Below are 10,205 nucleotides of genomic sequence, written 5' to 3'. Positions count from 1 at the left end.
GGTGGATGAGGTGGAGCTGACCGAGGTGTCCGAGCCGAAGCCCACCACCCCGACCACCCCCACCGTCCCCTCGACGCTGGCGTGGAACTTCGAGAACGGCGCGGCCGGCTGGGCCGGCTTCCACGGCACCACCCGCCTGGTGGCCCTGGGTGGCAACACCGGCACCTCGCTGGAGAGCTACGCCCGCCTGTACGAAGGCAGCGGCGCCAGCATTCCGCTGCAGGGCAAGGTGCAGGGTGGCTTCGGCTACCGCCTGGCAGCCGACGTGATGATCGGCCGCAACGCCACCATCAAGGGCCTCACCTACGGCTACCTGTATCTGGAGGACACCAGCGGCCAGGGTCGCTACCTGCCCCTGGGCATGAGCGGCACCGTGGGCGGCGCCTGGAGCCGCCTGCAGCAGGACGTGCAGATCCCCGCCGGCACCTACCGCCGCGTGGAGCTGCTGGTACTGGGCACCCGCAAGGAGCAGTCCCTGTACCTGGACAACGTCAGCTTCAACCGGCTCTGAGCCACAGCCCCCGGCCTTGCCGGGGGCTTTCCTTCCAGGGGGCCCGTCAGCGGCCCTCTTCGCAGGCCTCGCGCGCCACGGCCATGAACGCGGCCGGCAGACGCGCCTGGCGGCGGTCCTTGAGGCAACACAGGTATTCGTCGATCTGCGGTGCCTGCTCCAGCTCGATGACGCAGAGCTCGGGGTTATCCGGCACTTCATGACGGGCGATGATGCTGACGCCGATATTGCGGATCACCGCCTCGCGGATGGCTTCGCGGCTGCCGATCTCCAGCAGCGGGCCGATGTCCAGCCCGGCCTTGTCCAGCAGTGCCTCGGTGAGCTGGCGGGTGATGGAACCGCGCTCGCGCATCAGCAGGTTGTGGCCTTTCAGGGCGGCGATATCCACCGCCCGGCGCCCGGCCAGCGGGTGGCTGCGGTGCACCGCCAGCACCAGCGGGTCGCTGCCCAGCACCAGGCGCACCAGGCGCTGGTCGTCGAGCTTCTGCGACGAGGCGGCGAGGTCCACGCGGTATTCCTCCAGCGCCTCCAGCACCTGCTGGGAGTTGCCGATCTCCACCGACACGTCGATCTGCGGGTAGCGCTCGCGGAAGTGCCGCACCAGGGCGAGGATGTAATAGGGCGAGGTGGCGCCGATGCGCAGGCTGCCCTGCATCTGCCCGCTGTTGCGCAGGAAGAACTCGATGTCGGCCTCCTGCTGCAGCAGCGTCCTGACCATGGGCAGCAGGCGCGCGCCCTCCTCGCTCACCGTCAGCCGGCGGCCGCCACGGTGGAAGAGTTCGACGCTGTACCGGGCTTCGAGACTGCGGATCTGGGTGGTGACGGTCGGCTGGCTCAGGCCCAGCTTCTTGGCGGCCTGGGTGATGCTGCCCAGGCGCGCGACCATGTAGAACGCCTTGAGCTCGGCACTGAGCATGAGGGTGGGTTTCCGAATGGGGAGACGCGGCGATTATAAGCGCGACGGCGAGCCGACTTCATGCAGTACGCGGCGTCCGAGACGGTCACATAACCGTCACGAAAAACCAACAGACTGAACCAAACAAGATTCCGGTGCGTGTTGTTCGGGCTGCTGCGGCAGCCCTTTTTATTGACCTTGCGGCAGGTACCCGATGAACCACAGCCTCACCCAGGGCCATCAGGATTCCGACCTGGTCGGTCTGCTCTATGGTTTCCGCTTCCGCCCCGGTGAGCGCGGCGTGGAAGTCGACTCGGACGGCGCCCTGCAATGCCTGCGCGCGAGCGATGGCGACGAATTCCTCTGGCTCCACCTCAATCTTGCCCATGCCGCCTGCCAGCGCTGGATGAAGGCCCAGCTGGAGCTGCCGGACGCCTTCTTCGAGACCCTGCAGGAAGGCTCGCGCTCCACCCGCATCGAGCACGTCGACGACGCCCTGCTGGCGGTGGTCAACGACGTGGTGTTCAACTTCGGCCAGGTCACCACCGACATCGCCACCCTCTGGGTCTGCGCCCGCGGTCGCCTGCTGGTCAGCGCGCGCCTGCAGCCGCTGCGCTCGGTGGACAAGCTGCGCTCCTCGGTGAAACGCGGCGAAGGCTTCCGCTCGCCCCTGGAGCTGTTGGTGCACCTGCTGCGCGACCAGGGGGAGATCCTCACCCAGATCGTGCGCGAGACCAACATGCAGGTGGACCGCATCGAGGACCAGCTGCTGTCCCTTCGCCTCAGCGACAACCGTGCCGAACTCGGCAGCATGCGCCGCGTGCTGGTGCGCCTGCAGCGCCTGCTGGCCCTGGAGCCGGGCGCGCTGATGCGCCTGCTGAACCGCCCTCCGGCCTGGCTCAGCGACGCCGACGTGCAGACGCTGCGCGAGTCCACCGGCGAATTCTCCCTGGTGATCAGTGACCTCACCGCCCTGGTGGAACGCATCAAGCTGCTGCAGGAGGAGATCGCCGCCAGCCTCAACGAGCAAAGCAGCCGCACCCTGTTCACCCTGACCCTGGTGACGGTGCTGGCCCTGCCGATCAACATCATCGCCGGCTTCTTCGGCATGAACGTCGGCGGCGTGCCCTTCAGCGACGACCCGGAAGGTTTCTGGATACTCGTCGTACTGGTGGCCACCTTCACCCTGCTCGCCGGCCGCTGGGCATTCCGCAAGCGAAGTGGCTACTGAGTCACGGCCACTAGCACACCCGTACTATTCAAGCTCATCGCTCCCCTCCCTAGACTGCCTGCAGGCGCTACGGCCCGCCGCCAACTCCGGGTCCACGCGGTACGTCCTGCCGCCCGCCGATAACGACACCTGCCGCCCAGCAGGCCCGGATCACGCACCAAAGGAATGCCCCGATGAAACTCCAAGGAATCGCCGCCGGTTTCGCCCTCGCCTCCACCCTGCTCACCACCGGCTGCATCCCGCAGAACGGCCAGACCCAAGGCCTGTTCACCCCTCCGCCCGCCAACGCCGCCGCCGGCACCCAGGTCGCATCGGCCAATGCGCCCTGCACGCCCAACGCCACCGCGGACCTGATCTCCACCGGCCGCAGCCTGCTGGAAATCGGCACCAGCATCATGCAGACCAAGGCCAACATGAACAGCGCCAACAACGGCTACAACAGCTACACCATGCAGGACGTCGAGAACGCCCAGAAGATCAACAAGGGCAACGAGATCCTCAACAACGTCGAAACCATGACCGGCGGCCCCCAGGCCCCCTGCAGCTGACGCTTTCCCCCCGTCGCCTTGAGCACAGGGATGTGCGGGGCGCCGGGTTTTCACTCCCCGAGCAACGAGCCCGCCCCCTGCGGGCTCGCTCGTTTCCGGCCCCCTGTCATTCGCCCGTCACAAAAGAGTCATAACCTCCGCCGGATCGACGAACCAAGGAGGTGGCGGATGAGCATTGGCAACGACCTGCTGGCGCAGCGCATCCATCGGGAGTTGCTGGACCACAGCGACGAGGAGCTCGAACTGGAGCTGCTGGAGGACGGCCACGACCTGGACGCCTACTTCGACGACCATCTCGAGGAGAGCCCCGAGCGCCAGGCCCGGCGCAACTACTTCCAGGAGCTGTTCCGCCTGCAGGGCGAGCTGGTGAAGCTGCAGAGCTGGGTAGTCAAGACCGGGCACAAGGTGGTGATCCTCTTCGAGGGCCGCGACGCCGCCGGCAAGGGGGGCGTGATCAAGCGCATCACCCAGCGCCTCAATCCCCGGGTATGCCGCGTCGCCGCGCTGCCGGCCCCCAACGACCGCGAACGGACCCAGTGGTACTTCCAGCGCTACGTCTCGCACCTGCCGGCCGCCGGCGAGATCGTCCTCTTCGACCGCAGCTGGTACAACCGCGCCGGTGTCGAGCGGGTGATGGGGTTCTGCAACGACGAGCAGTACGAGGAGTTCTTCCGCACCGTGCCCGAGTTCGAGCGGATGCTGGTGCGCTCGGGCATCCAGCTGATCAAGTACTGGTTCTCCATCTCCGACAAGGAGCAGCACCTGCGCTTCCTGGCGCGCATCCACGACCCGCTCAAGCAGTGGAAGCTCAGCCCCATGGACCTGGAGTCCCGCCGTCGCTGGGAGGCCTACACCAAGGCCAAGGAAATCATGCTCGAACGCACCCACATCGAGGAGGCGCCCTGGTGGGTGGTACAGGCCGACGACAAGAAGAAGGCGCGGCTCAACTGCATCCACCACCTGCTCGGCCAGATGCCCTACGAGGAAGTCGAACAGCCCAGCGTCCAGTTGCCGCAGCGCCTGCGCCACGCCGACTACGTGCGCAACCCGACGCCCCGCGAACTCCTCGTCCCCGAGGTCTACTGAGCATCACTTCCGGCGTGACTCACCCGCGTGACGATGCATCGCAGACACGGAACCATCGCGGCGCCCGGCATTTTCAGCTATCAAGACCGGCGCGCTGCAACGTCGCAGCGATTCGAGGAAGCGGTGCATGTATCACGGAGAACGTTTCAACGCCTGGACCCACCTGGTCGGCGCGCTGCTGGCAGGCATCGGCGCCATCTGGCTGCTGGTCCTGGCGGCGCTGGATGGCAGCACGACGAAGATCGTCAGCGTCGCCATCTACGGCGTGACCCTGGTGATGCTCTACAGCATCTCCACCGTCTACCACAGCGTGCGCGGGCGGGCGAAGGTGATCATGCGCAAGCTCGATCACCTGTCGATCTACCTGCTGATCGCCGGCAGCTACACGCCCTTCTGCCTGGTCACCCTCGAAGGTGCCTGGGGCTGGACGCTGTTCGGCATCGTCTGGACGCTCGGCATCATCGGCATGCTGCAGGAGATCAAGCCCCGCTCCGAGGCGCGGGTCCTGTCGATCATCATCTACGCGGTGATGGGCTGGATCGTGCTCATCGCCCTCAAGCCCCTGATCGCCGCCCTGGGCACCACCGGCTTCACCTGGCTGGCCGCCGGCGGGGTGTTCTACACCGTGGGCATCATCTTCTTCGCCTTCGACAGCCGCTTCCGCCACTGGCATGGCATCTGGCACCTGTTCGTCATCGCCGGGAGCCTGCTGCACTTCGTGGCGATAGTACGATTCGTAATATAACAGTCAGTAATCATCCCTCTGCCTCCCTGTGGGAGCGCATTCATGGGCTTTGTGTGCGTTAAGTGTTGCTAGAAGGTTTCGAGCCCAGCTGATTGCCGAGCTTTGCTGATGCTTCTGGTTTCGCCCCCCCGGGCGAGTCACTTTTCGCAGTCGCTCCAAAAGTAACCAAAAGAGCTTGCCCCATCATCCGGCCCGACTGCGTCGGGTGCCCTCACTCCGTCGTCGCTCTGGGGGCCGGCGCGATGGGCCATCCATGGCCTGGCGCGCCTCTCGCGGCATCCATGCCGCTCGTCCCCCGACGCAACGACTGCGTTCGGCCTCCTGGAGGGGCGTTTCCGCTGCTCCAACTTTCTTCGTCCGGCGCATCACCACAGGTGCGCACAGGCTTTCGTAGGATGGTGTAGAGCGAAGCGAAACCCATGCGGCGGGCCTGAGGCCTCGAATCAAGCTCACGACAGCTAACGCAGACGGAGCCCATTCATTCGCGAAAGACCTGCAGCCAGCACAGCACTGAGAACACCCGCGCACCCCATCGCGAATGAATTCGCTCCTGCGGTCGTCTGGCTGGAAAGGGGCTAGTCAATCCCTGCGCGAATAGGCCCGGGGCATCAACCCGCCGGACACCAGCGCGTTGCCCATGCGCGGGGATGCGGGCCGTGCGCCCGGCGTCCGGGCCGACAGCAGCCCGGCCAGCAGTGGCGAGGAAGGCCGCTCCTGGCCGTCGCAGCCCAGCAGCAGCAATTCGATCAGCGCGTGTGCGGATGCACAGTCACGAGTGTCCATGGGTGTTCTCCGGCAATGGCTCTGTCCTTACGCTACTGCCCGTCACGGAGGACGGATTGACCTGGGTCAGTTCCCTCCGCGCGGCCCCTGCGACAACCCGGCGCAGGGCACCGTCCAGCGCATGTTGACTTCGATCAATCAGGCGTCCCGCCAGGAGGGTAAACAGGAGGCACAGGCGCAATGCGCCGCCCCCTTTCCCACTACCTGGAGACAGCCATGTCCGCTCTCAACGCCGCCCTCGCAGCCAAGCCACTGCATGCATCGCCCCGGGGCGAGTACTGGATCGAGCCCCTGGAAGACGGCACCCACGTGCTGATCCGCCCGCTGCGTGCGCAGGACCGCGAGCGCGAACGTGCCTTCATCAACCGCCTGTCCCCGGAAGCCCGCCACAACCGCTTCCTGGGCGAATTCCGCGAAGTGGCCCCGTCCCTGCTCGACCAACTGATGGACGTCGACGACAAGGACCGCGTCGCCCTCGTCGCCCTGGCTCACGTGGACGGCGAGCTGCTCGAAGTCGGCATCAGCCGCTACGCCCGGGTCGGCGAGCTCGGCCAATGCGAGTTCGCGGTCACCGTGGCCGACCAGTGGCTGCGTCGCGGCCTGGGCGGCATCCTCTTCCAGCACCTGGCCGACAGCGCCCGCCGCAACGGCTTCCGCCAGCTGTACTCCATCGATTCGGCGAGCAACGCCGGCATGCGTGGCCTGGCCCGCAAGTTCGGCCTGCAGCGCCGTCGCGACGAGGAAGACCCGACCCAGGTCATCCACCGCCTGGACCTGTAACACCCCAGCGCCTTGCGCCACCTCGTCATCCCCGCGAACGCGGGCGTCCACGTCAAGCCAGCGGGCACGGCGTTGCCCGAGGCTCCTTCCGCGCAGGCCCCTCAGCGGGCCTGCCTTCTTCCCGCCGGCAAGTGACCGGCCCCCGCCAGCGCGGCGAAACGGGGCTCGGCCAGCCGTGCCGACCAGCCCAGCCAGCCCGCCGACGAACCGGCGCCGCTACGCGCCACCTGCAGCTGCACGTGGATGTGCCCCACCATGCAGACGCTCAAGCCATCGATATTGAAATAGGTGCAGGCCTGCTGGGTGTCGCCACAGCCGGCCGATCTGTCCTGGTAGGCCGGCTCGCCCTGCTCCGCCGCATGGAATGCCAGGTCGGTGACGAATCCCTTGTGCCCGGCGCCGTTGCGCTTGCTCAGGTCCCATCCCATCTTCTTTCGTTGCCCTGAAAGCCGAAGGCCGTGTAGCGAACATCCGGCATGGCCGCCACCTTCGCCCAGAGCGGCCCCGCCTCGCTGTGATCGACGGCGCCGCTCGCGGCGATTCGTCGATGGGGTGATGAAAGCGTAGACAGCCACCCGGCGCTGACAAGCGCGAGCCGGCGAACTTCCCGGGCCTTCCGACGATCAACCGATACGCCCAACCACAACGGTAACCAGCATGAGCCAGGCCAACGACGGCAAGACGCCGGGGCTGTCCGCCCGGGAGAAGCAGGACGTCAACGAAAACCAGCCGCCCCGCGCGGCGGTACTGCACGAGATCATCCGTACCCAGGGCGACCAGGAACTGGAGCGCAACGTTGCCGCGCTCTGGTGGTCGGCGCTGGCCGCCGGGCTGACCATGGGCCTGTCGCTGATGGCCATGGGGCTGTTCAACGCGCGCCTGCCCGACGGCGAGGCGAGCAAGGTGATCGCCAGCCTCGGCTACTCGGCGGGCTTCCTCGCGGTGATCCTCGCGCGCCAGCAACTGTTCACCGAGAACACCCTCACCGCCGTGCTGCCGGTGATGAGCAAGCCCACCCTGAACAACGTCGGGCGCCTGCTGCGCCTGTGGAGCGTGGTGCTGGCGGGCAACCTGGCCGGCACCCTGCTGGTGGCCTGGGTGATGCTGCGCCTGCCGATCTTCGACGCAGCCACCGACGCCGCCTTCCTCGACATCGGCCGCAAGGTGATGGAGAACGACGTCGGGCAGATGTTCGCCAAGGGCATCGTCTCCGGCTGGATGATCGCCACCATGGTCTGGATGATCCCCTCCCAGGAAAGCGCCAAGCTGTGGATCATCATCCTCATCACCTACCTGATGGCGCTCGGCGACTTCACCCACATCGTGGTCGGCTCGGCCGAGGTCTCCTACCTGGTGTTCGCCGGGCACTTGGACTGGCGCGAATTCTGGCTGACCTTCGCCGGCCCCACCCTGGCCGGCAATATCGTCGGCGGCAGCCTGATCTTCGCCCTGATCAGCCACGCCCAGGTGCGCAGCGACGGCGACAGCCCGCAGCCGCCGCACGAGGCCCGCGACGAAGCGCCGCCGCACGGACCGCGAAGGCACTGAGCGGGCCGTCGACGCCGATTGCGCGCGCCAAAGTGCCCGGAGCCCCACCCCACCTGGCGCCCCCGGGGTGGCACGCGCGCCCGCGTGGCAGACCGCTGGTCGCCACCAATAAAACTGATTATCATTTGCGCCAATTTACAGTGGCCGGATGATGCAGTGACCACCTCCAACCTCGACAGCGTGTTCCTCGCCCAGCGCATGCCCCTGCTGCGCACCCTGGCCAGGATGGTGAAGAGCCCCAGCGTCGCCGAGGACCTGGTGCAGGAGACCTACCTGCGAGTCGCCCGCACCCTCGCCGAGCGGCCCATCGACCACCTCGAACCCTTCCTCTTCCAGACCGGCCGCAACCTCGCGCTGGACCACCTGCGCCGGGTGCGCATGCAGTCACGCACCCTGCTGGAGGATGTGCCGGACGCGGTGATCGAGGCCGTGGCCGCGCCGATCTCCTCCGCCGAGGACAGCCTGCACGCCGAGAAGCTCCTGCAGCGCCTGGGCAGCACCCTGTCCCAGCTCACCCAGCGCCAGCAGCGCATCTTCATCCTCAGCCGCCTGCACGGGCATGGCTATGCGGAGATCGCCGAGGAACTGGATGTGTCCCCCAGCACGGTGCAGAAGGAACTCAAGCTGATCATGGCGATCTGCATGAACCTGCTCAGCCGCCTGGACCCGCCGACATGAAAGACTTCCGCTCGGCCCCGGGTTCGACAAGAATAGGCGCCCCCGAAACCGAGGAGCCCTCCGTGCCCCAGCCCGATCCCTTGCCGCCCGCAGCCGGTCCCGGTGCCGACGACGTGCGCCTGGGCGAAGCGCTGGACTGGCTGATCCTCCTCGAGGGCGCCGACGCCGAGTGTCGCGCCCGCTTCGATGCCTGGATGGCTGCCTCGGCGGACAACGCCCTGGCCTTCCGCCTGGCGCAGAACCTCTGGCAATCGCCGCTGCTCACCGAAGCGGCCGAGCGCCTGGAGCGCGACACCCGGCGCCGGCCACGTCGCTTCCCGTTCAAAGCCCTCGCCACTGCCGCCGCACTGCTGCTGGCGGTCGGCATCGGCCTGGAGAGCGACCTGCTGCTGCGCCTGCGCGCCGACCACCTCACCCAGGTGGGCCAGCGGCAGAACCTGGAGCTGGCCGATGGCTCGCGCATCCTGCTCAACACCGACACCGCCTTCTCCAGCCGCATCGACGACCAGCAGCGCAGCGCCCGCCTCTACCAGGGCGAGGCCTATTTCGAGGTCGCCCACGACCGCAGCCGCCCCTTCGAAGTGGAGGCCGGCCCGGTGCAGGTCTCGGTGCGCGGCACCGCCTTCGCCGTGCGCTACCTGGGCGAGGAGGCCGAGGTCAGCGTCGAACGCGGCGAAGTCGACCTGCGCTCGCGCGAGGGCAACGCCCGTATCAGCCTCGGTGCCGGCGACAGCATCCGCATCGGCCCCGACGGCTTCGGCGATCGGCGCCATGGCCGGGCCGACCCGCTGGCCTGGGTCAAGGGCCGCCTGGTGTTCGAGGACTGCCCCATGCGAGAAGTGCTGGCCGAGCTGCGCCGTTACTACCCGGGCTGGATCATCAACACCGACGAGCGCCTGGGCGAGCGCACCGTCACCGGCAACTACCGCCTGGACGATCCGCTGGGCGTGGTGCGTTCCCTCGCCCACATCACCTCGGCCAAGCTCCACGAATTCCCTGCGCTGGTGATCCTCGACTGAATGGGCGGGCCGTCCACGCCCGCCCCACTCGGTGCATGAGGGCGATCAACTGGGCGCAGGGTGGACCGCGCTTCATCGGTCCACCATTCGGGCTCGCCGGTCACCCCGTCGGTGGATGAAAAGAGCGTCATCCACCCTGTGCGGCCATGAGTTCGAGTTCACCCGGGCGCAGCGCTGTCACCGGTCCGCAGGCCCCGCCCGACACGCGCCTACGGGCCTTGTCACGCCCCGTCGGCAGCACCCCGAAATTATTTTTGGGTATTCGGAATAGCCGGTTGATGAAGGGAACTTCTAACCGGCTTCCGAAGGCGGTGTAGTGATGTTGATGGGAGGCTCCAAGAAGCGCTCCAAGAGCTTCCCTATAGGCACCCCCATGTCCAC

The 10,205-nt window shown here is 67.2% G+C and carries 11 protein-coding genes and 1 pseudogene; 9 read left to right on the top strand and 3 right to left on the bottom strand.

Going from position 1 to position 10,205, the window contains the following annotated elements; all coding sequences use genetic code 11:
• A pseudogene (locus DMX10_RS30955) lies at positions 1 to 511 on the top strand (carbohydrate-binding protein); the annotation flags it as partial.
• Positions 512 to 557: 46 nt separating this feature from the next.
• Here DMX10_RS30955 and DMX10_RS30950 read toward each other — a convergent pair.
• Positions 558 to 1,427, bottom strand: coding sequence for a LysR family transcriptional regulator (locus DMX10_RS30950; protein ID WP_111264689.1), 870 nt, complete (start codon positions 1,425 to 1,427; stop codon positions 558 to 560).
• A gap of 193 nt (positions 1,428 to 1,620) precedes the next feature.
• Between DMX10_RS30950 and DMX10_RS30945 the strand changes: the two genes are divergently transcribed.
• The 4 genes from DMX10_RS30945 to DMX10_RS30930 all read left to right on the top strand — a co-directional run bounded on the left by DMX10_RS30945 (position 1,621) and on the right by DMX10_RS30930 (position 5,016).
• Positions 1,621 to 2,637, top strand: a complete 1,017-nt coding sequence (locus tag DMX10_RS30945; RefSeq protein ID WP_111264688.1) for a transporter — start codon at positions 1,621 to 1,623, stop codon at positions 2,635 to 2,637.
• 173 nt (positions 2,638 to 2,810) lie between these two features.
• The gene (locus DMX10_RS30940; RefSeq protein ID WP_111264687.1) at positions 2,811 to 3,185 is read left to right on the top strand and encodes a hypothetical protein; all 375 of its coding nucleotides are present in this window, start codon (positions 2,811 to 2,813) and stop codon (positions 3,183 to 3,185) included.
• Between the two features lie 168 nt (positions 3,186 to 3,353).
• Complete coding sequence (gene ppk2 / locus DMX10_RS30935) at positions 3,354 to 4,271, top strand: polyphosphate kinase 2 (protein ID WP_111264686.1); 918 nt, start codon at positions 3,354 to 3,356, stop codon at positions 4,269 to 4,271.
• Between the two features lie 127 nt (positions 4,272 to 4,398).
• A complete protein-coding gene (locus DMX10_RS30930) occupies positions 4,399 to 5,016 on the top strand; it encodes a hemolysin III family protein (RefSeq protein WP_111264685.1) in 618 nt (205 codons plus the stop codon).
• Between the two features lie 579 nt (positions 5,017 to 5,595).
• Here DMX10_RS30930 and DMX10_RS30920 read toward each other — a convergent pair.
• Positions 5,596 to 5,799: a hypothetical protein gene (locus DMX10_RS30920; protein ID WP_111264683.1), complete on the bottom strand. Its 204-nt coding sequence runs from the start codon at positions 5,797 to 5,799 to the stop codon at positions 5,596 to 5,598.
• 216 nt (positions 5,800 to 6,015) lie between these two features.
• On the opposite strand from DMX10_RS30920, the gene DMX10_RS30915 reads away from it, so the two are divergent.
• A complete protein-coding gene (locus DMX10_RS30915) occupies positions 6,016 to 6,579 on the top strand; it encodes a GNAT family N-acetyltransferase (RefSeq protein WP_111264691.1) in 564 nt (187 codons plus the stop codon).
• 101 nt (positions 6,580 to 6,680) lie between these two features.
• On the opposite strand, the gene DMX10_RS30910 is transcribed toward DMX10_RS30915, so the two are convergent.
• Positions 6,681 to 7,007, bottom strand: coding sequence for a hypothetical protein (locus tag DMX10_RS30910; protein WP_111264682.1), 327 nt, complete (start codon positions 7,005 to 7,007; stop codon positions 6,681 to 6,683).
• 229 nt (positions 7,008 to 7,236) lie between these two features.
• Here DMX10_RS30910 and DMX10_RS30905 point away from each other — a divergent pair, with 229 nt between their 5' ends.
• From DMX10_RS30905 to DMX10_RS30895, 3 genes are all read left to right on the top strand, one after another.
• A complete protein-coding gene (locus DMX10_RS30905; protein WP_111264681.1) occupies positions 7,237 to 8,127 on the top strand; it encodes a formate/nitrite transporter family protein in 891 nt (296 codons plus the stop codon).
• A gap of 156 nt (positions 8,128 to 8,283) precedes the next feature.
• Positions 8,284 to 8,805, top strand: coding sequence for an RNA polymerase sigma factor (locus DMX10_RS30900; protein WP_111264680.1), 522 nt, complete (start codon positions 8,284 to 8,286; stop codon positions 8,803 to 8,805).
• Positions 8,802 to 9,824, top strand: coding sequence for a FecR family protein (locus tag DMX10_RS30895; RefSeq protein WP_111264679.1), 1,023 nt, complete (start codon positions 8,802 to 8,804; stop codon positions 9,822 to 9,824). The genes DMX10_RS30900 and DMX10_RS30895 overlap by 4 nt, the downstream gene beginning before the upstream one ends.
• The last annotated feature ends 381 nt before the right edge of the window (positions 9,825 to 10,205 follow it).

This window comes from Pseudomonas sp. 57B-090624, assembly GCF_003234055.1.
GTDB lineage: Bacteria > Pseudomonadota > Gammaproteobacteria > Pseudomonadales > Pseudomonadaceae > Metapseudomonas > Metapseudomonas tohonis.
This window is presented reverse-complemented; position numbering and strand designations above follow the sequence as displayed.

Bases quoted from the DNA above. Each gene is read 5' to 3' on its own strand.
- DMX10_RS30950 (WP_111264689.1), bottom strand. From the start codon at position 1,427: ATGCTCAGTGCCGAGCTCAAGGCGTTCTACATGGTCGCGCGCCTGGGC.
- DMX10_RS30945 (WP_111264688.1), top strand. From the start codon at position 1,621: ATGAACCACAGCCTCACCCAGGGCCATCAGGATTCCGACCTGGTCGGT.
- DMX10_RS30940 (WP_111264687.1), top strand. From the start codon at position 2,811: ATGAAACTCCAAGGAATCGCCGCCGGTTTCGCCCTCGCCTCCACCCTG.
- ppk2 (WP_111264686.1), top strand. From the start codon at position 3,354: ATGAGCATTGGCAACGACCTGCTGGCGCAGCGCATCCATCGGGAGTTG.
- DMX10_RS30930 (WP_111264685.1), top strand. From the start codon at position 4,399: ATGTATCACGGAGAACGTTTCAACGCCTGGACCCACCTGGTCGGCGCG.
- DMX10_RS30920 (WP_111264683.1), bottom strand. From the start codon at position 5,799: ATGGACACTCGTGACTGTGCATCCGCACACGCGCTGATCGAATTGCTG.
- DMX10_RS30915 (WP_111264691.1), top strand. From the start codon at position 6,016: ATGTCCGCTCTCAACGCCGCCCTCGCAGCCAAGCCACTGCATGCATCG.
- DMX10_RS30910 (WP_111264682.1), bottom strand. From the start codon at position 7,007: ATGGGATGGGACCTGAGCAAGCGCAACGGCGCCGGGCACAAGGGATTC.
- DMX10_RS30905 (WP_111264681.1), top strand. From the start codon at position 7,237: ATGAGCCAGGCCAACGACGGCAAGACGCCGGGGCTGTCCGCCCGGGAG.
- DMX10_RS30895 (WP_111264679.1), top strand. From the start codon at position 8,802: ATGAAAGACTTCCGCTCGGCCCCGGGTTCGACAAGAATAGGCGCCCCC.